This is a genomic window from Psychrobacter sp. AOP30-A2-5 (assembly GCF_052378115.1).
Lineage (GTDB): Bacteria > Pseudomonadota > Gammaproteobacteria > Pseudomonadales > Moraxellaceae > Psychrobacter.
Genome location: NZ_JBQSXK010000016.1, coordinates 1 through 24,189 on the forward strand (window position 1 = coordinate 1; position 24,189 = coordinate 24,189).

24 protein-coding genes are annotated in these 24,189 nt (G+C 43.0%); 16 read left to right on the plus strand and 8 right to left on the minus strand.

The features are described from left to right. Window positions 1–111: 111 nt before the first annotated feature. The gene (ybaK, locus tag ACT3S4_RS10995) at window positions 112–600 is read left to right on the plus strand and encodes a Cys-tRNA(Pro) deacylase (RefSeq protein ID WP_055123626.1); all 489 of its coding nucleotides are present in this window, start codon (window positions 112–114) and stop codon (window positions 598–600) included. 107 nt (window positions 601–707) lie between these two features. Next, the gene (locus ACT3S4_RS11000) at window positions 708–1,082 is read left to right on the plus strand and encodes a 5-carboxymethyl-2-hydroxymuconate Delta-isomerase (protein ID WP_198330907.1); all 375 of its coding nucleotides are present in this window, start codon (window positions 708–710) and stop codon (window positions 1,080–1,082) included. A 37-nt stretch (window positions 1,083–1,119) separates the two neighbouring features. Here ACT3S4_RS11000 and ACT3S4_RS11005 read toward each other — a convergent pair whose 3' ends face one another. Beyond that, the gene (locus tag ACT3S4_RS11005; RefSeq protein ID WP_198330906.1) at window positions 1,120–1,602 is read right to left on the minus strand and encodes a hypothetical protein; all 483 of its coding nucleotides are present in this window, start codon (window positions 1,600–1,602) and stop codon (window positions 1,120–1,122) included. A gap of 191 nt (window positions 1,603–1,793) precedes the next feature. Further along, window positions 1,794–3,614, minus strand: a complete 1,821-nt coding sequence (locus ACT3S4_RS11010) for an acyl-CoA dehydrogenase C-terminal domain-containing protein (RefSeq protein WP_444761057.1) — start codon at window positions 3,612–3,614, stop codon at window positions 1,794–1,796. 398 nt (window positions 3,615–4,012) lie between these two features. Between ACT3S4_RS11010 and ACT3S4_RS11015 the strand changes: the two genes are divergently transcribed. Further along, window positions 4,013–5,140, plus strand: coding sequence for an FUSC family protein (locus tag ACT3S4_RS11015; RefSeq protein ID WP_444761058.1), 1,128 nt, complete (start codon window positions 4,013–4,015; stop codon window positions 5,138–5,140). 95 nt (window positions 5,141–5,235) lie between these two features. Here the strand turns inward: ACT3S4_RS11015 and aroE are convergent, their stop codons facing one another. Further along, window positions 5,236–6,096, minus strand: a complete 861-nt coding sequence (aroE, locus tag ACT3S4_RS11020) for a shikimate dehydrogenase (protein ID WP_198330903.1) — start codon at window positions 6,094–6,096, stop codon at window positions 5,236–5,238. Between the two features lie 444 nt (window positions 6,097–6,540). Here aroE and ACT3S4_RS11025 point away from each other — a divergent pair, with 444 nt between their 5' ends. Both ACT3S4_RS11025 and ACT3S4_RS11030 read left to right on the plus strand, forming a co-directional pair. Beyond that, window positions 6,541–7,209 (plus strand): hypothetical protein, encoded by a 669-nt coding sequence (locus ACT3S4_RS11025; protein ID WP_444761059.1) that lies wholly within the window; start codon window positions 6,541–6,543, stop codon window positions 7,207–7,209. A 3-nt stretch (window positions 7,210–7,212) separates the two neighbouring features. Then, window positions 7,213–8,172, plus strand: coding sequence for an aminotransferase class IV (locus tag ACT3S4_RS11030; protein WP_372814512.1), 960 nt, complete (start codon window positions 7,213–7,215; stop codon window positions 8,170–8,172). Window positions 8,173–8,178: 6 nt separating this feature from the next. Here the strand turns inward: ACT3S4_RS11030 and ACT3S4_RS11035 are convergent, their stop codons facing one another. Further along, on the minus strand, window positions 8,179–8,376 hold the full coding sequence (locus tag ACT3S4_RS11035) for a DpnD/PcfM family protein (RefSeq protein ID WP_227685483.1): 198 nt from the start codon (window positions 8,374–8,376) through the stop codon (window positions 8,179–8,181). A 155-nt stretch (window positions 8,377–8,531) separates the two neighbouring features. Between ACT3S4_RS11035 and ACT3S4_RS11040 the strand changes: the two genes are divergently transcribed. Continuing rightward, window positions 8,532–9,098, plus strand: a complete 567-nt coding sequence (locus tag ACT3S4_RS11040) for a hypothetical protein (RefSeq protein WP_087813851.1) — start codon at window positions 8,532–8,534, stop codon at window positions 9,096–9,098. 58 nt (window positions 9,099–9,156) lie between these two features. Beyond that, on the plus strand, window positions 9,157–9,651 hold the full coding sequence (locus ACT3S4_RS11045; protein ID WP_087813850.1) for a hypothetical protein: 495 nt from the start codon (window positions 9,157–9,159) through the stop codon (window positions 9,649–9,651). Here ACT3S4_RS11045 and ACT3S4_RS11050 read toward each other — a convergent pair. Next, complete coding sequence (locus ACT3S4_RS11050) at window positions 9,648–10,412, minus strand: DpnI domain-containing protein (protein ID WP_444761060.1); 765 nt, start codon at window positions 10,410–10,412, stop codon at window positions 9,648–9,650. The genes ACT3S4_RS11045 and ACT3S4_RS11050 overlap by 4 nt on opposite strands. 167 nt (window positions 10,413–10,579) lie before the next feature. Between ACT3S4_RS11050 and mltG the strand changes: the two genes are divergently transcribed. Beyond that, window positions 10,580–11,872: an endolytic transglycosylase MltG gene (gene mltG, locus ACT3S4_RS11055; RefSeq protein ID WP_087813848.1), complete on the plus strand. Its 1,293-nt coding sequence runs from the start codon at window positions 10,580–10,582 to the stop codon at window positions 11,870–11,872. A gap of 107 nt (window positions 11,873–11,979) precedes the next feature. Further along, a complete protein-coding gene (tmk, locus tag ACT3S4_RS11060; protein WP_087813847.1) occupies window positions 11,980–12,705 on the plus strand; it encodes a dTMP kinase in 726 nt (241 codons plus the stop codon). 150 nt (window positions 12,706–12,855) lie between these two features. Here tmk and ACT3S4_RS11065 read toward each other — a convergent pair whose 3' ends face one another. Then, on the minus strand, window positions 12,856–15,228 hold the full coding sequence (locus ACT3S4_RS11065) for a cation:proton antiporter (protein ID WP_372814514.1): 2,373 nt from the start codon (window positions 15,226–15,228) through the stop codon (window positions 12,856–12,858). 972 nt (window positions 15,229–16,200) lie between these two features. Here ACT3S4_RS11065 and ACT3S4_RS11070 point away from each other — a divergent pair. The 7 genes from ACT3S4_RS11070 to ACT3S4_RS11100 all read left to right on the plus strand — a co-directional run bounded on the left by ACT3S4_RS11070 (window position 16,201) and on the right by ACT3S4_RS11100 (window position 22,797). Next, window positions 16,201–17,565 carry a Do family serine endopeptidase gene (locus ACT3S4_RS11070; protein WP_444761084.1) on the plus strand — a complete coding sequence of 455 codons (1,365 nt, stop codon included), beginning with the start codon at window positions 16,201–16,203 and terminating at the stop codon, window positions 17,563–17,565. A gap of 301 nt (window positions 17,566–17,866) precedes the next feature. Then, window positions 17,867–19,075, plus strand: a complete 1,209-nt coding sequence (locus tag ACT3S4_RS11075; RefSeq protein ID WP_444761061.1) for a hypothetical protein — start codon at window positions 17,867–17,869, stop codon at window positions 19,073–19,075. Window positions 19,076–19,513: 438 nt separating this feature from the next. After that, window positions 19,514–20,419: a 4-hydroxy-tetrahydrodipicolinate synthase gene (gene dapA, locus ACT3S4_RS11080; protein WP_444761062.1), complete on the plus strand. Its 906-nt coding sequence runs from the start codon at window positions 19,514–19,516 to the stop codon at window positions 20,417–20,419. Between the two features lie 35 nt (window positions 20,420–20,454). Further along, window positions 20,455–20,769, plus strand: coding sequence for a hypothetical protein (locus tag ACT3S4_RS11085; RefSeq protein ID WP_238035624.1), 315 nt, complete (start codon window positions 20,455–20,457; stop codon window positions 20,767–20,769). Window positions 20,770–20,899: 130 nt separating this feature from the next. After that, window positions 20,900–21,613, plus strand: a complete 714-nt coding sequence (purC, locus tag ACT3S4_RS11090) for a phosphoribosylaminoimidazolesuccinocarboxamide synthase (RefSeq protein ID WP_045443231.1) — start codon at window positions 20,900–20,902, stop codon at window positions 21,611–21,613. 165 nt (window positions 21,614–21,778) lie between these two features. Further along, the gene (locus tag ACT3S4_RS11095) at window positions 21,779–22,432 is read left to right on the plus strand and encodes a DNA-3-methyladenine glycosylase (protein ID WP_444761063.1); all 654 of its coding nucleotides are present in this window, start codon (window positions 21,779–21,781) and stop codon (window positions 22,430–22,432) included. 53 nt (window positions 22,433–22,485) lie between these two features. After that, window positions 22,486–22,797, plus strand: coding sequence for an NGG1p interacting factor NIF3 (locus ACT3S4_RS11100; protein WP_087815870.1), 312 nt, complete (start codon window positions 22,486–22,488; stop codon window positions 22,795–22,797). A 9-nt stretch (window positions 22,798–22,806) separates the two neighbouring features. Here ACT3S4_RS11100 and ACT3S4_RS11105 read toward each other — a convergent pair whose 3' ends face one another. Further along, window positions 22,807–23,178 carry a hypothetical protein gene (locus ACT3S4_RS11105; RefSeq protein WP_087815872.1) on the minus strand — a complete coding sequence of 124 codons (372 nt, stop codon included), beginning with the start codon at window positions 23,176–23,178 and terminating at the stop codon, window positions 22,807–22,809. 295 nt (window positions 23,179–23,473) lie between these two features. After that, window positions 23,474–24,136 carry a hypothetical protein gene (locus tag ACT3S4_RS11110; protein WP_087815873.1) on the minus strand — a complete coding sequence of 221 codons (663 nt, stop codon included), beginning with the start codon at window positions 24,134–24,136 and terminating at the stop codon, window positions 23,474–23,476. Window positions 24,137–24,189 lie beyond the last annotated feature (53 nt).

Below are 24,189 nucleotides of genomic sequence, written 5' to 3' on the forward strand. Positions count from 1 at the left end.
TTGAAAGTTAATGTATTTAGCGCAATAATAGTTCGGCGACAACCAAGAGTCACTATAGAGTAATTATGTTTAAATCTACCTTTTAATATCATTGATATAAGCTGAAATATTATGACACCAGCGATTAATCTTGCCAAACAACGCGCTCTGAACTATCAATTACACGACTATGTCCATGACAGTAATGCCGCCTCTTTTGGCTTAGAGGCGGCAGAAAAGCTAGGCGTGGATGTGTCACAAGTGTTCAAAACCTTGGTGGTGTCGACAGAGACTGGTGCGCTTGCCGTTGCTATCTTACCCGTGGATAAAACGTTAAACTTTAAAAAAATGGCTAAGGCGCTATCTTCGAATAAATTGCTGACCTGCAAAAAAGTGCAAATGGCGGATCCTAAGCAGGTAGAGCGTAGTACGGGCTATGTGCTAGGCGGCGTCAGCCCATTGGGACAAAAAAAGCGCTTGCCGACTATTATAGACAGCTCGGCTGCAGAGCAGACAACGATTTATGTCAGCGGTGGTCGCCGTGGTTTAGAAATTGAGCTGCCACCAGCACAATTAGCTGAGACCCTTGCTGCTTGCTTTAGTACTATTATTGATGACTAAAAAGTTACTGATGACTAAAAATCGTTGCCGCTAACGGGCTGTTTAATCAAGTCTGAAACGATGGCTAATATTTTATCCCCTCACTCATATTTTATAAGGACATATTCATGCCACATCTAACCATTCAAATGACGCCCAATGTCAGTATTGCTCATGAAGAATCATTGCTTAAAGCGTTAAATAAAGCATTATGGGACAGTGGGCACTTTGGCACGCCGACTGATATTAAAGCACGGATCGTGCCCATTGAGACATTTTTGGTAGGCGTTGAAGATGATGAGCAGGCGTATGGCTTTATTTATGCGCATCTAAAACTAATGACTGGTCGTGACATGGTTATTCGTAATCAGCTAGCAGGGCTGCTGGTGACGACGATAGAGCAGGCGATAGGCGCAGAGCAATCAGGGCGAGCAGCCTTACAGATATGTGTGGAAGTTGAAGAAATTAGCACGGTGTATCATAAAAAAATGCTGGGTAGCTAAAATGCTGATATCGTCCGAAACGACGATTCATCAATCGCTATAAGTACTCACATAGCGATTTACTGGCATATGTAGGTAATATCATTACCTCAACCTTATAACCAGCCGTTTTACCTTCAGTCGCCATCAAATTTCGGGCAATACGTAAGCGATATTCTCCGGTTGCGGGTAGGCAGCCTTGATACACGATACCGCCTTTGCTGCCATCTTGCGTACCGTTTGGCATATGTAATACGCCGACATTGGCTGTCTCAGGCGTATCAGTAAGTGGTGCAATATTAACAACGGCATATTGCCAGCTGGTGGCATCAAAGCGATACCAGCGCTCATCTTCATTGGGGCTTAATTTGCCAGTGACCGAACTACTGATCGCGCCTTTGGCAAATTTAATAGGAATGTCAGGGTTTTTAGCCAGCTCCGTAGCACTAGTTGCGCTAAAACTAATCAGTGCCGTACTGAGCAGTAGCACTCGTATAAATGATGAGGCTAAGGAAGTTTTTTGATGATCACTGGATAACATGATTGGCTCCTAAAATGGCCGTTTATCTATAATGAGTTACTCGTTAACCGTCATCTATGATGTACATTTATTATCGATAGGCTTTAATGAGAACGTCTGTACTTTTAGTTAAGCATAAAAAAGCGCCTACATGCTAGGCGCTTTTCTTATTAATTACTGCTTAATTGTGATGCTATCTTAGTCTAAAAAACTTAGTCTAGAAAAGCAAAGTTCTCAATCTTCATTGCTGTCATGCTGTCGCTTGGTGCAACCATGGCTTCGGCATGCCCCGAGGTACGTGGTAACAACTTATCAAAGTAGAATTCAGCCGTTTGGATCTTAGCTTTGTAGAATTCTGGGGATTCAGTACCACCAGTTTCAAGCTTGTCATAAGCGACTGCTGCCATACGCGCCCAATGATAACCCATCATGACATAGCCTGAGTACATCAAGAAATCGTCTGATGCAGCAGAGATGATTTCACGATCTTTACGCGCCATTAGCATCAAGCGGACAGTCAATGTATTCCACTCAGCACATAGCTTGGTGAGCGCCCAAACGAATTTACGCATGTCTTTATCAAGCGCATACTCGCCACACCATTTCATGATGCTTGAAGTGTAATCACGGATGATTTTGCCTTTAGACTGCAAGATCACTTTACGACCGAGTAAATCCAATGCTTGAATACCAGTTGTACCTTCGTACATGGTGGCGATACGAGCATCACGAGCGATTAGCTCCATGCCCCATTCTTTGATATAGCCGTGACCGCCATAGACTTGCTGACCGTGTTTAGCCGCTTCGATACCTAGCTCAGTTAAGAAGCCTTTTAGGATTGGTGTGTAGAAACCCAATTTGTCATCCCATTTTTCAAACTCTTCATCATCACCATTGATGATACCCTGTGCCATTTTATCGGCATAGCGCGCAGAATGATAAATCATCGAGCGACCGCCTTCGGCAAAGGCTTTTTGGGTCAATAGCATACGACGTACGTCAGCATGGTTGATGATGGCATCAGCAACTTTTTCAGGCTCTTTCGTGCCTGATAAGGTGCGCATAGAACGGCGATCTTTTGCATACGGCAGCGCGTTTTGGAATGACAATTCAGTATGCGCCAAACCTTGGATACCAGTGCCAATACGGGCTGTGTTCATAAAAGTGAACATGGCTTTTAGACCTTTGTTCGGCTCACCAATTAAGTAACCAACGGCATCATCAAAGTTTAGGACACAAGTAGCCGATGAGCTAATGCCCATTTTGTGTTCGATCGATCCACAAGTCACGCCATTACGCTCGCCAATTTCACCTTCAATAGTTGGCAAGAATTTCGGTACGATAAATAATGAGATACCGCGTGTGCCTTCTGGTGCATTTGGCAAACGAGCTAAAACAATATGAACGATGTTTTCCGTTAAATCATGCTCACCACTTGAGATGAAAATCTTAGTACCGCTAAGCTTATAAGAGCCGTCATCTTGTGGAATGGCTTTAGACTTAACTTGACCCAAATCCGTACCACATTGTGGTTCAGTCAAGCACATGGTACCAGCCCAAGAGCCTTCGACCAATTTATGCAGGTAGGTTTCTTTTTGCTCATCGGTACCATATTGCATAATGGTATTGATACAGCCAGTTGATAGACCAGGATACATTGCCCATGGCCAGTTCGCCGTACCGATCATTTCAGCTTTAATTAAGTTCAATGAGGTCGGTAAATTCATACCGCCGTACTCTTCAGGGTAAGAAATACCTTGCCAGCCGCCTTCTACAAATTGATCATAAGCTTCTTTAAAGCCTTTAGGGGTTGTGACAACACCATTCTCAAAATGACAACCTTCAGCATCTGCTGGCTGGTATAAAGGCGCTAAGACATTTTCAGCAAAATCTGCCATCCCTTGAAGAATCATATCAACGGTTTCAGGATCGGCATTTTCGCCATTATCCAAATCTTTATAATGAGTTTGAAAGTCGAAAACATCATTTATTAAAAACTTGATATCACGTAAAGGTGCTTTGTAAGTTAACATAGTCGCTCTCTTTAGTTATTCGCTATCATAAATGGCTAGCTCAGTAGTTGAGCCACGTTTCATGTAAAAGGGTGTTTAATTATTTGGGGTAAGAATAGACGATATCACGGCTCGTCATTCAGATTTATCAAAAACAGCTCATCCATTTTGATTGCCGTTAAGGCATCCTTGATAAAAAACAGCTGTCGCGGCGTTACTGTCAGTATAAATCTTCTATAGCGACAAATATATAACTAATAACTAATATTCATAATTAATATTTTAAATCAAAACATTAATTTATGGGTTGATGGGTTCGGTTTTTATTAGTGTCTGTGGTTAAGTACCTATTTATGATAGATGTAACCGTATCAGGAAAACATTTTTTAACTGCATTTACGATATAAGGAAAGCCAATTATGAGCGCATCCAAGCGCGAGGCAACGCGAGCATCTTGGCTGACAGCGTTATTTGCTCGCATAAAGGCTTTAATTGATGGGGAGCTGGCGCATCTGCTGACAGTGAACCGTAGTAAGAGACCGTGGCATATGCCGATTATCGCGGCGATAGCCATCAGTTTCCCTGTGTTTGTGGGCGCTTATTTTGATGCTTTATCGTCAGGTATCAAAGCGTCTTTGGGGGCGATGGTTATTTTGAACATACCTTTAGTGGGCAAGCTGCCGTATCGATTGGTGACGGTGATGGCTTGGGGTTTTGCCATGTCGCTGTGCTTTGCGCTCGATCTAATTGCTCAGCAAGTCCCGCTATTAAAGCTGCCAATATTTACGCTAATGGCGTTTGGTATTGTGATTTTTGGACGTTATTATCGTCAGCCACCGCCAGCGGGACTGTTTGTGATGATGGCAGGTGCTATTGCGCTATTTATACCGCTGCCTTTGGAAGACATCTTACGTGCAACTGGACTGGTGATGCTTGGCAGTGGCTTTGCTTTAGTGATGGCATTGCTGTATTCGTTGTTTTTATTAGCAACGCGCCCAGCGACGCCGACGCCTACTTATAGCTACGAGCCAGATACCATTACTGAAAGTTTGATTGTCGCCAGTTTTGTCAGTTTAGCCTTGCTCATCGCCGTCACTTTACAGCTGTCCAACCCCTATTGGGCAGCAGTTAGCTGCTTTTTGATTATCCAAGGTATTCATTTGCGTACCATGTGGATTAAGCAAATACATCGTTTACTTGGTACAGTATTGGGCGTGGTTTTGGCGAGTTGGATGTTGTCTTGGGGATTGTCAATATGGGGTGTCGCACTGGCGATACTGACGATGATGCTTTGTATCGAGACGTTGGTGGATCGACATTATGGTTTGGCAGTCATATTTATCACGCCGCTGACGATATTTATTGCAGAATACGGCAGTGGCCTACCGTTTTCTGAGTCCGCCTATCAAGAAGTGATTCGCACGCGCCTTTTTGATACCGTGATTGGCTGCTTGGTGGGTTTGAGCGGCGGACTAGTGATGCATTCAACCAACTTACGCATACCGCTACGGCGTATCGAAAACTGGCTACTGGCGCGCTTTGGCTAATTGATGAATGTCAAACCACCAGTACGTTTGAAATCAAGTATTAAAAAAAGTCGCATGAGCTGAGTTCATGCGACTTTTTTTATGTCAATTTTCGATTAACGACTGTGTAGCGTTTCAGTCGCTTGCACAACATCGATCGTATGACCTGTCCAACGCTCAAAACTTAGCGCTGCTTGCCCGATGAGCATGCCATAGCCGTCCGAGGTCTGTGCGCCACGCGCAGAAAAATGCTGCAAAAACGGCAGCGGGCGTCCATACATCATGTCATAAGCGTAGTCACCGTTTAGCGTGTCGCTTAGTGGTAGCGTATCTGCTGATAAACCAATAGAAGTCGCATTGATGATAATATCAAACTGTCCATTTAATTCAGTCGTGCGACAAGTTTCAATTTGCTGCTCATGAATAGCAGCGCTTGCCGCGCTAAGCTCAGTGACTAACGCTGTTGCCTTGCTCAGCGTGCGATTGGCAATCGTAAGATGTGTGATACCAGCTTCAATCAATGGCAATATCACCCCACGTGCTGCGCCGCCTGCACCAATGAGTGCCACGCGAGCACCATTCAATGGCCAACCCAAACTTACGATGTGATTGACCAGTCCTTGTCCGTCGGTATTATCGCCATACAATGCCTTGGTGATCGGCACGCCATTTTTCACCAGCGCTTTATTTAGTAACAGCGTATTGACTGCGCCTGCAACTTCGGCATGCTCTGATAAACCACCGCGCGCCACGCAGCAGTCATAAGCGATTTGTTTAAAAGGTACAGTCACGTTGGCTCCAACGCCACCACCCTGAAAAAACGCCTCAAGCACCGCGGTAAAACTGGCTACATCATCGGGGCAATATTGGCGTTGATAGCTAATCTCAATGCCCGTCTGCGCTGCAAATAACGTATGAATTTCAGGGGATTTGCTGTGGGCAATGGGATTGCCGATAACGATAAAATGCTGGGTCATAATAGGTCTGCTTGCGATAAGAGGCAAAAATTAATCAGTAGAAGGGCATCGATATACAATCATCATAAGGGATAACGCGATATTTGACAAATCGGTGGTCTAACGAGTAAACACTTGAATAGGTAGGTTTTTTGACAGATTATATCTTTAACAAATCTGTACTGTCTGAGAGCGTTATCCGTAACGTAAAGGGTGGTCAAGTGTTAAGCAGTTGGGTAAACTAGAGAGTATGAAAATTTTATATTGATATTTTGGCAGTTGCATAACCATCAGTAACTGAACTGTCAAAAATTAAGCCATAAGAAACTAACATAACAAACTGAGTCATACAATACCAAGTATAAGAACCCTTGTTTATAAAATATAATGTCCATTATCAGCGGCCTATCTGCCTGCTCGTTAATACTATTTTGAGAATCATCTAAAAGTGTGAGTAAATTGCCCATGTGGAATAATAGCCTACAGACCCTCTTGGTCGGTACGATAATGGCAGTCGGTGTGTCGCTCAGTGGTTGTGATAGCAGTAAAGACGACGCCCAAAACCAAGATGCCGATATGAGCGAGCAAACCGTCGCTGACGATGCGCTAGTACAGGACAATGCTACGCCGAACGCCGATTTAGACGGCGCTACTGCTCAGCAAGGTACACAAGTGAAATATGACGTTGCAGGATGGGGCACTAAAAATGTAGCGTCACTGACCGTCGATAATTTAGATGAGATCAAAGCGACTTTTGGTAAGGTCATGAGCACTGACGAGAACAGCCTCGACTATGCCAGTAATCCAGCCGCCAAATATCGTTTTATGGATACCGATGCGCCGTATTTGGATCTGATTGATTCTGAAAAATATCTCGAACTGGGCTGGTACTTTGCCAATCCTACTGACTCTGATAAAGAAAAAGAGATAAGTCAAAACCATGCCGAAAAAGCGCATAAGCTTGCCCGCCAACTGATGGGTGAGGAGGGCGGACAACTGATTTCTGATATGCTTAATGGTCAAATTATCAAAAATAAAGTCATCGGTGGTCAAAAAATAGAACTGGCAAAATGTGAGTTCTACAGTTGTATGTTGGTCATCAATAAATCTGCTGCCCAAACAGATAAGAAGTAAGCTGTGCTCGCTATCATGCCGCTCAATAATTGGCTATGCATACATCCATCAAGTGCTACGACGGATATCTCAGACACAGTATCGCTAGACAATCGTGGGTTGGCATATGGCGATGGATTTTTTACCACGATGGGGGTCATCGATGGGCAGATACTGTGGTTGGCTTATCATCAGCAGCGCCTTGTTTCCCATGCTGAAGCTTTACAACTTGAATTAGACAGTCATTCTGTCATGGCTTTATTGCAGACGCATGCCGAGCAACTACAACAAGGCATGCTGAAACTGATGGTGACTCGCGCCGTGCAAGATGTCCGTGGTTATGGCTATGTGCCAACCACGTCTGGTAGCGCTTGTGAGATTTGGCTAAAATCCTCTGCGATGACCGTTACTACAACTGAGCAATTACGCTTGCCTGATGGGTGCTTAATCCCGATGCAGCCTATCAGTTCTGCCATTTGCCTATCTTCGCAACTTGCCTGCTTACCGCCACCATTAGCAGGACTCAAAAGCCTCAATCGTCTCGACAATGTGCTGGCAAGTGGTGAGTTACAAGTCATCAAAGCCCAAGTATCGGAAGACAATATCAAACCAAGCATCAGTGAGGGGCTGCTACAAGATATGAGTGGTCGTTGGGTTGAAGGTACGATGAGCAATGTATTTTATCAATTATCAGAGCAGCAATCCTCAAAACCCGCAAGCCATTTAGAAATCAATAAAAATGATCCGAATTATTTAGATCAAGGTCAATGGTATACACCTTCGATGGCGAAATCTGGCGTCGCTGGCGTGATGCGGCAAGTCATTATTGATGCTTTGTCTGGTACGGAGCAGCCCGTCATTGTCAGGTCTTTGCAAGAGGAAGATCTACCGCATTTAAGCAAGCTATTCTTTTGCAATGCACTGCGAGGCATTATGCCAATGAGCCGTTTGACTTTATTATCTGGTGAAGTGGTGAGATTTTAAGCGATTCTAATCGTATTTAAAAATATTAAACTTGGTATCAATAAAGTCATCTGCGTACAAAATAACTTCCTCGTTTCGATACATATCTCGCACTTTTGATAGTGCTTCTTGCTCGTTCTCTGCGTTAACTTCTACGATGTTACTTAGCGTTTCAACAATTTCTATCTGAAAAACTATCTTCAATTTCTTATCTATTTTTATCATCACTATTTCCAATATACCCTTATTAAAATTTCTTTAGCATTCATATCCGCTAAGTTAACAAAGGCGCTTAAAAAGAAGTGATCGTCTTTTGTGACAAAGCCTTGTGCGATAAGGAAAATCGATCAATGATAGTGTTTTGATAAGGAGAGATATCCATGGACTACGTCTACGAAGATGAACGAATACCTTTACAAATCCGTCGACTATTAATTTTTGATGAGATTTGCAAATTAGCAAAAAAACAACCTGATGAAATTATTCATTTATCAAGATTCACTGAATTATCGCTCGGTGTTATGTATTTGAAAGACTTTAAAAAGTTTATTGCGTTTGGCGGTGTGTTTGAGTACGCAGAAACAAAAGAAGAAGTTATCGAGCAACGTATTAGAGTTTTCCCTAACGACGAACCAGTAAAACGTGCGCTGACAGTCAACTTAAAACAGTTTACTCAGCCCGCGCGCACAGCTATACAGCTAGTCTGGTATTGGAATAACTATGTTAAAAATAGAATGCATGCTTACGTCGATTATCGAGAAGAGCACTTTTTTAAAATCAATGATGAAATTGATGGAGAGTATCCACCGCATAAGTTTCATGGCCGTTTAGTTGCAACGGCACGTTTACCTTTATGGGACGATAGAGAGGATTTAATTGCAGACGTGTACCGTGATAATGAGGGAAAACCAAGGCCTGAGCGATTCAATGAGAAACGTTTAATATAATTTAAAATACGTAGAAATCAATCGTATCTGATTAAAGATTATTTAGCAGGAGATAAAAATGCGTACTACCTATGAAGAAAAACGAATTCCGCTACAAATCCGCCGATTAATGCTATTTAATGAGATATGTCATAAAGCAAAAAAATATCCTGATGAAGTCGTTCACTTAGCCGGTTATTCGAAGATAGCATTCAATATTGTTTATTCTAAGAAAGATAAAAAGTATACAGCATTTGGTGGGGTATTTAAGTATGCGCATATACGCCAAGAAGTCATAGAACAAGGCGTGGATAAAATACCTCATGATGAACCTGTCATGTGTGCGCTCACAGTAGAAAGTCAAGCTTTTACCAAGGCTTCTCGTACGCCACTAGGATTATTAATAGGCTGGAATAAGCACGTAAGAAATAAGTCTTCTAAATGTATTAGGGATAATATGGACACCTTTTTTAAAGTAAATGATGAGTTGGAGATGGATTATCCTCCGCACAAGTTTTATCAAAGATTGGTGGCAAGCGCCTATTTGCCACTTTGGGATGATAATCAAACTTAATATAGTTTTTGATATTGCCCACGACCAGTAAATTCAATAATACCTCTATCGCGTAATACTTGTAATTGCTGACGAATTTTATCTTTAATGTGATTATTTTCAGGATGTTTACGCTGTAATTTATCAGCAAAAGCATAAACTTGATTGAGAGAAAAGCTGTCTTCTAGTCTATCGATACATTGCCAAACATCTAACGTCCAACCACGTGAAGTCGTAGATTGCGCGCGTAAAAACAAGGTTTTTTGAAATTGCTCGGTGACATTATCGCGTGGTATGACTTGCTGGTTTTTAACCAAAAATACTTTCCCTGATTCGGGCACTTGTCGCAAATCAATATTGCAACCAACCCAACCGGCACGTTTAGCAGTGACTGATAAAGGCTTACGTTTGATAATCATATCAGGCTTAAAAAAATGCTTAGGAATAATCAGGAAGTTGTTAACGCTATATTCTTGAGAATAGGTCAAAAAGAAAAAGCTTGGATTATTGTCGCTATTGATACGCTCAATGATGGTGTCATAAGCACCATCATTGATAATGTTGCTTAACTTTGCTTGCTTACTTTTTAGCTCATATTGCTCATTACAATTTGCACAATAAAAGTCAGCGACAGGCTTATTGTTAGTAAATTCCGCCAATGGTTCAGCATCGCAATTAGGGCAGTAACTTTGCTTAGCAACCCAATCTTCACTGAGTACTCTAATGATTTGACTAGGCGACTTGTAATTTTTGGCAAGGTTTTGATTAAAATGTAGGTTCATAACCAGTTTTCGTTATTAGAGAAAAGGAAAAATACCAAAAGAAGGTAGAAATATTAGCCCATATCAGCAGGCGTAAATACCAAGATAATTCATAAGCTAAGCAAATACCATTGAAAATCGCACGGTTCAGTGCTAAATTCTAGCAAACTTCTGCCTCGCGAGTTGCCATGAGCAAGCCTACATCTGAAACGCCTCCTGAACGCCCTAATGAAACGCCATCGAATAAACCAGATAGCAGTGTTGAGGAGCGTGTCGATACCACACTACCGGACACGCAACCAGCAGTCGATGGGGTAGAGGAAACGCCAGCGACAGATGTGTCACTCATCAGTGGAGCGGCTAAGCCACGCGAATATAAAGCGGATAATCAATCGTTCTTTATGCAGCGTGGTTATCAAGTGTTGCTAGTACTGGGGCTTATCGCTGCGTTTTTCTTAGTGATGGTCTATCAGACATTGTTTGGGCGGATTGAGCAGCCAAAGCAAATGGTCACCATTGAGCAGGGTCAGAGCTATTACGGCCTACTGCCGCAGTGGCAACAGCAAATCCCGCTGTTTTCTGCCACGATTGCCAAGCTCTATATGAAAACACAAGTCGATGGCCCCTTACATGCTGGTATTTATCAATTACCAGAAAACCCTACCTTTGCTGAAACGCTACATATACTTGGGCAAGGGGTAAAAGCATCGATGGTAAAAGTGCAAATCATCGAAGGCAAAACCTCTAAAGATTTATATCAGACGTTACGGGATAATAAAGGCATCAAAAAAGAGGTGCTGACCGACGATAGTGGCAATGATAGAGACAATGCTGGTATTGCTCAAGCGTTGGATTTGGTCGGTATATTGCCAAATGAAGTGATCAATAGTAACGACCCTATCGTCAATCACAATCTTGAAGGCTGGTTTGCCCCTGATACTTATTATTATGGGGAAGGCAGCACTGATAAGCAGGTACTGACCGATTTATATAAGCGTCAACAGCAAGTATTGACTGAAGCGTGGGAAAATCGTGCGCCCAATTTGCCTTATAAGACGCCTTATGAGGCGTTAGTGATGGCCTCTATTATCGAAAAAGAAACCAGTGTGGCAGAAGAGCGTCCTTTGGTCTCTGCGGTGTTTAGAAATCGTTTAGATAAAGGCATGCGAATGCAGACCGATCCGACCATCATCTATGGTATGGGCAGTCGCTATGAAGGCAACATTCGCCGTAAAGACATTGATGAAAAAACGTCTTATAACACCTATCAAATTGATGGCCTACCGCCAACACCTATCGCGCTACCATCGTCCGCCTCTATCGAAGCGACCTTGCACCCAGCAGATAGTGATGCATTGTACTTTGTAGCGACGGGTAATGGCGGGCACAAATTTACTAATAGCTTGGCGGCGCACAATCAAGCGGTAAAAGAATATCTCGGCGTCATGCGTGAGAAAAAATCACAAACCCCGCCGCAGTAATTTAATCCTCTATCTTTTCTTAAAAACCTATCGTGAACTGAGCGTTATGCAACTGTCTACATAACGACATAACGACATAACGCTCATCAATGACATAAGGTCATATCATGTCAGCATCTATACAAGACCACGTATCTCAAACAGTCCAGTCGCAAGCAAGTCAGCCCAAAACAAGCAATGACATCAATGATATCGCACTCAATCAAGGGCGCTTTATCAGTTTTGAAGGTACTGAAGGCGTAGGCAAAACGACTGCCATTGAGCAGCTGTGCACACGCTTAGACGATAACAATATTGCATATCTGCGTACTCGTGAGCCGGGTGGTAGCCCGTTTGCAGAACGTTTGCGCGCTATATTATTGGACCCTGCGACCGACATCAATGATGATACAGAGCTATTGCTACTATTTGCGGCGCGCTGCGACCATATGCAGCAAGTGATTCTGCCAGCGTTACAACGCGGGACGTGGGTAATATGCGACCGTTTTACCGATTCTACCATTGCTTATCAGGGCTTTGGGCGGGCACATGGCGATGCGGTGGTACGAGCCAAAATTGAATCGCTTATCGAGCAGTTTGTGCCGCAACTACCTGAACTGACATTGTGGCTGGATTTGCCCGTATTAGAAGGTATGACACGCGCTAATAAACGTAGCGCCGCTGATAGATTTGAGCAGCAAGCGACCGAATTTTTTACTTGGGTGCATAAAGGCTTTAACACGCTGGCGACTCAGCACCCCGAACGGATACAGCGCATTGACGCATCAGGCACAGCCGATGAGGTGAGCGCGCGAGTATGGCAGACGGTACAAGGCAGATTTGATGTTTCGTAACGGATTTTATAAAGCCATCACCTAGCCAAATAAAAAGCCCCAACATTGCGTTGGGGCTTTCGTGTTTTATAAACTGTGATATTCTATAAAGTATCAAAACATTCATCAAGACATTGTCAAAACTGTGTTAAATCAAAGCTGTGGCAACGATTATTTATCCTGTTTATTCACAGCTTTATTATTTGAAATTTCTTGAACATTGTCTTTGTTAATGTTGTCTTTAGTGATATCGCCTTTAGTCATATCGACATCAGAGCTTGTATTGGTTGTATTATCTTGACCAGAGTCGGGTAAACGATTTGGATCAAGCGCGCCCTTCTTGGTTTTAGGTGCGTTGCCATTACCATTCGTACTACTATTGTTAGACACCTTATTTTTAGGAATTGCCTTCGAAGTCGCTGTCGAGTTGGCTGACATGACGCCTTTATTAACGACGTCAATAGACTCATCTTTTGACGCTATCACTTTGTCATTTAAGGTGTCTGGCGTGGTTTTAGTTTCAGCATTGCTGCTCGAATGGTTTGATACCTCAGTATGTGCATTTTGCTCAGTGATTGCCTGCTCAGCAATTGTTTCTTTAGCGCTGTCGCTATCAGTGGCAATGGATTGTTCTGTTGCATCAACATTATCATCGCTCAGCGCTTTTTCTTTACGCTTTTCAGGTGCTTTTGAGCTGGACTCAAAGTTAGCATCAGCTGCCAGTCGCGCCTGCTCTTGTTTAGGTGTCACGTCGACAGGTTTTGGCTGTACTTCATCTTCCACTACCAGTGAGATGAGCTTGCGATCGCGTGGCACGATGCCATCAAACTTATCGGTAATGACGTGTAGCTTGCCTTCTTTGTCGATTGTATACAGCGGCACGAATTGCTTATTGTCGGCTTTGTATTGCTCAAAGCTGTAGCTGTCAGTAATGTTGGTAATCTTGATACGGGCTTTTTTTGACAGCATACTGGCAAGCTTGGTATAAGTGACATCTTTGCCAAACAGCCACTGCGAGTGGAAGTTGCCTTGCTTATCATCGCGCTCGCTTTTGACCTTTTCGTCGCTGAACTTGAGACGGTACAATTTGCGCTCACCAAATTCATGACGATAATGAATCTCAGATAAGGTATTCATCTCTTTGTCCATACTCATTGCAAACAGCCGACCGATACCGATCAGGTCAAGATGATGATCGGCATGATCAGAGATGGGATTGCCAAAATAAGTACGCAGACCACTCATGCGTGCGCGGGCAATATTGGTATAGTTGTTGTGTGCGACGATGACATCAAAGCCCTGATCTTTTAGAGAAGTTGCTACCAAAAGGGCAATGGGATTTGAGCCGACGATAAGAATACCATTGGTCTCAGGCTCACGGACACCCAGCAAGTTGCCGATTATTTTTGAGCCCAGTCCTTGAATCATGACCGTGCCAATAATGACCATGAATACTAAGGGTACGAGCAGCTCAACACCTTGAATATCATACTCTTGCAGACGAATCGCAAACAGTGATGAGATGGCTGCAGCGACGATACCACGTGGCCCAATCCAACTAATCATCAGCTTTTCATTGGTCTTTAAGTTTGAGCCAATAGACGATGCCCAAACGGATAAGGGTCGCGCTACAAACATGACGATAGCAAGTAACACCAGACCTGCGAAACCAACGCTAAGTAAGCTTTCCAGCTCTACACGTGCTGCAAGGATAATAAACAGCACAGAGATAAGAAGGATGGTTAAAGATTCATTGAACTCTAAAATCGTATCGCGTGGGAATTTTGGCCAATTCGCCAATGCCACGCCCAATACGGTGACTGTCAATAGCCCAGACTCATGCTCTAAATGGTTCGATACTGAAAATAACACCAAGACAAAGGCAAGCGTAAAGACATTGCGTAAAAACTCAGGAATCATATGCCGGCGCATCAAGAACGCAAGCAGCCAAGCGCCTGCCATACCCATCGCTGTCGCTAATACCACGATTTTGGCAAACAATAAGATACTGCTGGCTTCGCCGCCTGAGATGATGTATTCATAGACCAAAACCACGGCAATAGCGCCGATTGGGTCAATGATGATACCTTCCCATTTGAGGATATTAGAGATGGTCTTATTGGGACGCACACTACGTAATAGCGGCATAATCACCGTTGGACCCGTGACGCACACGAGCGCACCGAACAGCAAAGCAATCAGTGGATCGACATCGAATAAGAGATAAGTCGATAACGCTACGATAGCAATGGTGATAAGTACACCGACCGATACCAGCATTTGCACCACGGTGCCATGCTGTTTAATCTCGTCAAACTCTAACGTCAGCGAGCCTTCAAATAGGATAATCGCCACGCCTAAAGAGATGAAGGGGAACATCAGCTCTCCCAGCACCAAGTCAGGATCGAAGACTCCCAGCACTGGGCCCACGATAATGCCAATCAGTAATAAAAATAAAATGGACGGTTGCTTTAAATACCAAGCCAACCATTGGGCAGCAATGCCAATCCCAACCACGCCAGATAATAATAGGGCGGTATCCATAAATTGATCCTTTTATAATCTTGTCGTATTTTATAGCTATCAACCGCTTTTTTAGAGTAGCGGCTGCCAGTAGTATAGTAATAAGTTGACGCTACTCGCTATAGAGACACATCTCTATGAAACGTAAGCGACGACAATGGTATCCATCATGAATCACAACATGAGCTAGATATGATATAACTACTATAGAGTAGTAAAGACAAAAGCATTGCTAGAAAAAATCGTCAATCTCATATAAATCGTATATGGCATCACGCTCGCTCAGTCTATTATTGATAGTACTGTCACGCGACTTTTTTTATCCATTTATCTTGAATCGACCATCGCATTATTCTAGTGATGCAAAAGATGAGCAATAAGGGTAATAATAGCCAGCTTTATAAAACAATAGTCAATAATGATTATTTATAGACTTTAGTTTGCTTAAAAAGTTATTTGGCTTGCTATCATAACATGCTTTTATTTCATGCTGAGCAAGGCCGTATATAGCACTATATTAGTAGGCAGTGGTAAAAATATACAATAACTGGGTCAAATAATTGCGCCTTGGGTTATCCTACATGATCGGAATAATGACAAAATAGCACGATGACTTATCATACAGTAGCCGTCTTTATCATGCACCTAGCGAGGATTATCATTGTTTTGGGGTGTTTATATAAGGAAAGGCGAATGGTTGATGGCATAAGGGTATAAAAAACAGTAATCTAATAAACGACTAGATAGCGACTAAAAAGGTTGGCCGCCATAACATTCAGTGCCGATGCAACGTTTGTCATATACGGATTTGATTAAAATTAAAACATTGTATTCGCCTCACTAGCGATAGTAGCCAAAACATAACCACTAAAAATAACAACGATTACTTATATGGAGGACAACATGCCTATCAATATGCTTACAGCGCAATCTAAGTTTTATGTGCCGCATTGGTTAAAACGTAGTGCGCTGGTGCTTGCTGTCAGTACCTCGATGGTTGCTGGCGTCACTGCCACCGCCATGGCGAGCGCTCAAGCTGTCGTCACCACGGCGGATTTTTCTGACTTAGTACAGCAAGTTACCCCAGCCGTTGCCCGCGTAAATGTCACCAAGACCGTCAGCGAGGCTGAGCTTGCCCAAGCCCAAACAGCCGAATTGTTGCGGCAGTTCTTTGGTGATCGTTTACGTATTCCTGATCAGGCTGCCACGCCAGCAATTGAGCATGCTTATGGCACGGCCTTTTTTGTCACCGCCGATGGTTATATGCTAACCAACCATCATGTGGTGGAGGGCGCTGATAAAATCACTGTTACTCTTAACGATAGAACGGAGCTTGATGCAACCTTGGTTGGTAGTGATGAGCGCTCTGATGTGGCTGTACTAAAAGTCTCGGGCAACCAATTTCCCGCTTTGCCTATCGGCGACTCAAATGCTCTGAAAGTAGGGGAACCAGTGCTAGCCATTGGTTCGCCATTTGGTTTTGATTACTCAGCATCGGCGGGCATTGTCAGTGCTAAATCACGCAGTTTTTCACGCGATACCAGCGTGCCATTTATCCAAACAGACGTGGCATTGAACCCGGGTAACTCAGGCGGTCCACTATTTAATCAGCGCGGTGAAGTGATTGGTATTAATTCGCGTATCTTTAGTGGTACAGGTGGTTACATGGGTCTGTCGTTTTCCATTCCGATTGATGCGGCGATGGATATTTACGAGCAGCTAAAAACCGATGGCGAAGTGGTACGTGCTTATTTAGGTATTTATCCGCAAGACATCGATCGCAATTTAGCAGAAGCTTATAACCTAGATCGTCCTCAAGGTGCACTACTGACAAGAGTATCACCAGACTCACCTGCACAAAAAGCTGGTCTAAAACCTGGCGATATCATTTTGCAATATAATGAAGTGCAAATTATGCGCGCCTCAGATTTATTAAACTTGCTCAATCGTGCCAAACCGAGCGATAGCTTCCGCGCACAGATTCAGCGTAACGGTAAGCAGATGACCATCAGCGGCAAACTCACTTATGCGCCCAATGATGTGAGAGCACAAGGCGGCGATCAGCAGAATGATGAGGTGCAGTTAGGCTTGCGTTTACGTAACTTGACCGCTGATGAGCAAGCAGAAATCGCAGTGGATAATAAGACGGGCATTTTGGTTACCACAGTTGACCCAACGGGATTGGCGGCGCGCTCAGGTCTATTGGCAGGTGATGTGATTACCAATTTCCACCAAAAGCCAATTAAAAAGGTCACGGATTTTTCAAGCGCCATCTCATCATTGCCCAAAAAAGGCGTAGTGACCATTGAAATTATCCGCCAAGGTATTCCCGCGATTATTGGTTTACGTATTGAGTAAGCCTTGATAGCTTAGTAGGGGTAATGGGTAATGGGTAATGGGTAATGGGTAATGGGTAATGGGTAATGGGTAATGGGTGTTCGGGGCAGCAATTGAGCATGGCATAACAGACGCGTCAATAATTCTACTTGTCTATTATAGAGCTCGACCCCTATAATGGCTGATTTTTTTACCCATGATTCAAAAAGCTCCAACACTGTCACTAACTTATTCATTGAGCGATTTATTTATCGCTCTATACGTTCTAATATAGGGTAAGCCAGTTGCTAGGCTCATACCCTTCCGTAACCATCAGGTAATTATGACTGACCATGCTCTTTATATCCTAAGTATCTCTACGACAGCAGTATTGCTTGCGTATATTGTACTGTGGTCAGGATTACAAACGTTCAATGCCAATCCTACCAAACGTTTTATGCGTATTTGGTTGAAGTTGGCACTATATTATGCTGCCTATACTATGCCCGTTTGGGCTTTGCTGTTGGTGATAGGTTGGTCGCAAGAAATGTTGCCGATACTGCCGCAGCTATCACTGACACTCGTGCTAGTGGCCGTATTTGCAATGGGGTTCTATTTTTATACCGTGGTGATACAACCCAATCGTTTACGTTTAGATCATCATGCAATCGACTTAGATTTATCCACACCGCTGACGGTTGCCGTATTGGCTGATTTACGCATAGGCTTGTATAGCGGCAAGCCGCGTCATATTCGTAAATTGGTTGCTACTATCAATGCGTTACCAGCAGATGCGGTGCTGATTACGGGCGACTGGTTGTATTACCCAAGTGCTGATTTAGTGGGTCAGCTCATGTTGTTTAAAGGGGTTAATAAGCCTATTTATACAGTAATGAGTACCTCAGACTTGCGTTATCAATCGATTAATACGACTAAGCAAGGACAGCCGCTATTAGAGGATACGTTGTCTAGTGCCTTTGATGTACTCGATATTAGCTATATCGGTCAGCAGTGTACGTCACTGCCACTCAAATGTACTGGGGCTACTAATGCGCTTCCAGTAATGCCCAGTGCGAGCTATTCTAAAAATAATAAAGAGGGTTTTAGACAGCAAAATTTGGAAAATAGCCCAACCGTCGCCGTGCTTTGCGGCTGGCAAGATGTTCCTAAACAGTTTGCTGATATTGAAGAGGCAAATGCGTCTGATAAAGCCGCACTTGGTGCTGAAATTGCAAATACCACGAAGCCCGTCATCATCTTGGCTTCACGATTTGATAGTATTAGCGATTTGCCAAAATCCTTACAGCCACGACCACTATTGATTACTGGTGCAGCAAAGGCGATTCAAAAAAATATATGGTTGGCACAAAAACAAAAAAATATCGCACGTAGTAGCGAGCAGTCAACCCTGTTGAATAATAGCCGCATGGGCAAGCAGCGAGGTTTATACCAACATGGCAGTGCGCAGATATTTGTCAGTAGCGGTATTGGCACACGAGGGCTACCTTTTCGCTTGTATCGCCCCACTATCGATGTGTTGACGATTCGTTAACATGACTCAAAAGACTTATCAGCGCTGATTCATTGCGCTAAACTGAGAGTTGAATAATAAGGCTGTTGGTTTATAGGTTGTAATGGCATGTCAGCAATTCAATTGATTGAACGTTAATTGATTGATAGCGGTCAAATCAAAATATGCTACACTAGCAGGCGTTTTTATTATTCTATTTTTAGTATTAAATAAGCGTTGTCGGTCATTGGCAAAAATAAGGCCAAGACGGCTTTGAGCACCTATATTGCGAACGCTTCTATCATAGAAAAAGATTGATCATAAAAAATACTTAGCATTAATATCAAGCAAGATATTGCCAATGGCGCCTATGAATGTACACAATATGAGTACAGGTGTAGACGTAATCATTGACACTTGCCAACGACCTATCATGTGACAGCTTTGAAAAAAGCTAGGATAATACAGTAAGGCACGGTTATGAGCACAGCATACGACGAGATCAAAACCCGACTACAAGGCTCAATGGTAGCCTTGGTAACGCCCATGCATCCTGACGGCACGGTTGATTATAAACGTCTGGCGGATCTCATAGATTGGCAGATTGAGCAAGGCACACATTGTCTCGTTGCCGTTGGTACTACTGGCGAGTCAGCGACATTATCTATGCAAGAGCACAGCGATGTCATTCGCTACTTTGTTCAGCATGTCAAAGGTCGTGTACCAGTGATTGCTGGAACAGGCGCCAATAATACGATGGAAGCCATTAAGCTGACCCAAGATGCTGCCGACGCTGGTGCAGATTGTGCGCTATTGGTTGCGCCTTATTATAACAAGCCGCCACAAGAAGGCTTATACCAACATTATAAGGCTATCGCGCGCGCGGTAAATATCCCGCAGATGCTTTACAATGTGCCAGGACGTACGGTCGTTGATATTGCACAAGAGACCGTAGAACGTCTGGCTGATATCGATAATATCGTCGCGATTAAAGATGCCACAGGCTCTATCACTCGCGGTGAGCAATTGATCAAAGCAGTGGGCGATAGAATCGTCGTGCTATCTGGCGATGACAGTACGGCGCTTGATTTGATGACATTCGGTGGTAAAGGTAATATCTCAGTCACTGCCAACGTCGCCCCGAAAGCGATGAGCGAGACTTTTACAGCGGCGCTTCGTGGTGATTTTGATGCGGCTCATAAAGCACATGATGTGGTCAAGCATTTACACCGTGACTTGTTTATTGAGTCAAGTCCTATCCCAGCCAAATATGCGCTTCATAAAATGGGTATGATAGATACTGGTATTCGTCTGCCTTTGGTATGGTTGGCTGAACAACATCATGCCACTATTGATGACGCCTTGGTGCGTGCGAACTTATTATAAAATGATGCGTGTAAATGCTAACTCAGAGAGATAATATGATGAAAATATCATCACCGACTGCAAAAATATTCCCTGCGCTGCTGACCTTAATATTGGGAAGTACCTTAATATTGAGCGGTTGCCAAAGTGCTAAAAACTTACTTGGTAAGCGTGACAATGGTAGCTTAGAATATCAGCAAAGCAAGAAGCTTGTGCCAATAGAGCTGCCTGCTAACAAAGAACCAGCGCCTTTTGTACCTTTGTATGCAACTCCTAATGCTGGTGCAAATACGCTAAAATTACAGAACGAATCAGGTAATCAGTACCAGCTACCGAAGCCTGAGCGCGCTGTCAGTAGTCCTTCGAATTAAAGCTATTTCCTTATTTATACCGCTGACATTTTACAGTGATTAATGTAAATATTATTCATTCTGTCATACAAAAATCAGCGGTCGCTGCGCGTTTTTACCACATAAGCTTGAACGAACAGGAACTCCCATAATGCAAAAGCAACAACTGCTGTATAAAGGCAAAGCCAAATCTGTCTATGAAACTGAAGATAATGATCTTTTGATTCTACATTTTCGTGATGATACTTCAGCGCTTGATGGCAAGCGTATTGAGCAATTAGCACGCAAAGGTGTCGTTAATAATCGTTTTAACGCTTTCATCATGCAAAAACTGGCTGATGCTGGTATCGAAACGCATTTTGAAAAGCAATTGTCTGAAGATGAAGTATTGGTCAAGCGTTTAGAGATGATTCCAGTTGAGTGCGTGGTTCGTAACTTTGCTGCGGGCAGTTTGGTGCGTCGTTTAGGCTTAGAAGAAGGGCAAGCATTGACGCCGCCTACTTATGAATTGTTTTATAAAGATGATGCGCTGGGTGATCCAATGGTCAATGAGTCACTTGCTGTGTCTCTTGGCTGGGCAACCGAAGCACAACTGGCCAGAATGGAAGAGTTGACTCATCAAGTAAATGAGGTGTTAAAGGCGCTATTCGAAGCAGGTGATTTGATACTAGTTGATTTCAAACTAGAATTTGGTGTGTTCCATGACCGTATCGTCTTAGGGGATGAATTCTCACCAGATGGCTGCCGTATTTGGGATAAGACGACTAAGAAGAAGCTGGACAAAGACCGTTTCCGTCAATCATTAGGCGATGTCATTGAAGCTTATGAAGAAGTGGCTAACCGTATTGGTGTGCCATTAAGCTAGATATTTGATTGGCACTGCATTGCAGGTCAATCTTTAGCGTAAAAAAAACTGAGCCATGTGCTCAGTTTTTTTATGCAAAAAATTACTGAAACCTTATACAATTTGCACGACTTGTGAGATTACTGTTCTTATAATAAAGATACATACAAAAATAAGGCTTATGGTATGCCGTCTTCAAAACCATCTACTACTGACACTGAGCCTACTATTTTATCGCCATCATGGTTTACTCGACCAACCTGTGTGGTTGCTGCTGACTTAATAGGTAAAGTGCTATGTAGAAAGCTGTTAGATACGGATGGCACGACTAAAATATTGCGTATGCGCATCTCAGAAACTGAAGCTTACATCGGTGCGGGCGATCCCGCTTGTCACTCACATGCTGGCAGCCGAACGCCGCGAACTGAAATCATGTATGAGCAAGGTGGTGTTTTTTATGTATATTTGACTTATGGTGTCCATCATATGCTCAATTTAATCAGTGCTGCTATCGACTCCCCTGAGTCGGTGCTGATACGCGCAGGGTTTTTAGCAGAAGATAGTGACCGCTTGCGAGATGAGCAATTATTGAGCTTAGATCAACAACTGATTCATCCCAAGCAATTTGCTGGTCCTGGTAAGCTGACCAAGCGTTTACAAATCGACCGTGACTTGTATGGCAAATCTATTCATCCAGCATCAGCCGTTTGGATAGAAGAAGACGGTTGCAAGCCGCCAGTATCGCTGCGTCCACGGATTGGCATTGATTATGCGGGCGAGGCAAAAGAATGGTTATTACGCTACATTTGGACAGATCATCCTTCGTTATCCAAAAAATAGTAAGATTGATAGTTGATGGCTGTTTTTCTAAATAGACTTGAAGGAAGTAACACATGTATAAACTGACGGTTTTTATTCCAGATACAGCATTAGAGCAGGTAAAGTCCGCTTTATTTTCGGCGGGCGCTGGGACGATTGGCAATTATGAAAAGTGCTGTTGGCAAGTGCAGGGAATAGGGCAGTTTATGCCACTGGCAGGCAGTAATCCAAATATTGGAGCACATGATCGACTGGAAACCGTTGAGGAATGGCGGGTAGAAATGGTAGTGGCTGATGCTGATATTAAAGAGGTCGTCGAGGCGTTAAAGCAGGCGCATCCTTATGAAACGCCTGCCTATGATGTGATTGAGGTATTAGACTTTTAGGGTTAGCTATCAGTCCTCTTTGATCTTAATCACGTTATAACTCGGATAGCCAAGCTCGATTTTGTAATCTTGACTGCCGCGTTTGGCTTTTACTTTTATTTTACTGTCACCTTTTTTGTATTTGACGTCTTTGACTCGATAACCCATATTGCTGACTTTATTGGCAGCCCTTTGCTCGATAGCAGGCTGATAAAGCTCTTTATCAATGGAGTTGATGGTCTTCTTGTGCTTTTTGTAGACCTTACTGTTTTTATAAACATCTTCGTAAAGGTCGCCGTAAGCATTATAACCAGGTGCGGTGACACAGCCAGTCGTTATCGTCAGCAACGCTGCAATCATACTAGCTGTAGTAGTGGTTTTTAATAAAGTATGGTGGTTCATCAAATCCTCTTATGATGTCAAAAATATTTTTGCTTCTTTTATAAAAAAGGGTCAAATAAACCAAGGGCTGGCTTATTTGACCAAAGGCATCAAGTAATCAATGATGCCAAAACTTTATTTAATAGCTTTATTTTACTTATTTCATTTTTAATGCACTTAAATATAGTCGGTTCAATATAATTTAGATTCAAGGAAGGCAAGCGAAAGCACTATAAATAGTAGACTAAGCGAGCCTGATACCGTATCTGATTTATATAGGATTGACTATAACTATCAATTGAATGGAGGACATGCCCTAGTCTTTTTCAATCTTAATCACATTTAAGTTTGGGTAACCAAGTCGTATTTCATATTCTTGCGAGCCGCGCTTGGCTTCAATCTCGAACACGCCGCGTCCGTTCTTTTCTTCCAACTCAATGTCGTTGACCCGATAGCCCATGCCTTGTATTTTATTGATTGCACGTTGCTTAATTGCTGGATAACGCGAGTCTCTTTTAATGTTATCTTCGATATCATCATTTTTATAGTGCTTATTATTCTTATGCTTGCCCTTATTTTTATATTTGTCTTTGTTGTAATGGTCTTTGTCATATCTATCGTCTTGCCAAACATTAGACCAAGCTTTTTTATTTGAGCTAATAAGTTTTAGATCAGGATACGTGTATTTTAGCTCGTATGCTTGGTTGTTCTTTTTGGCATAAGCGGTCATTATGCGATTGCCACGGTAGTTATCGGATTTGATATCCATAACCTGATAGCCTTTACGGCGTAGATCAGCGCGTAGCTTTTGACTAATGCGGTTATAGTCAGCGTTACCATAATCATCATTACCACCATATACTGGGTAATTATCATACCCTGGACCGACGACGGCACACCCAACTGTAGTACCCAATAATGCAACTGCAAGACCAGTAGATATAACGGTCTTAAATGAGAAAGGCTTTAGAGTTTTCATGATCCAATATCCTATAATATTTTTAAATTACCCGTCGCATCATTGCTGGCGAT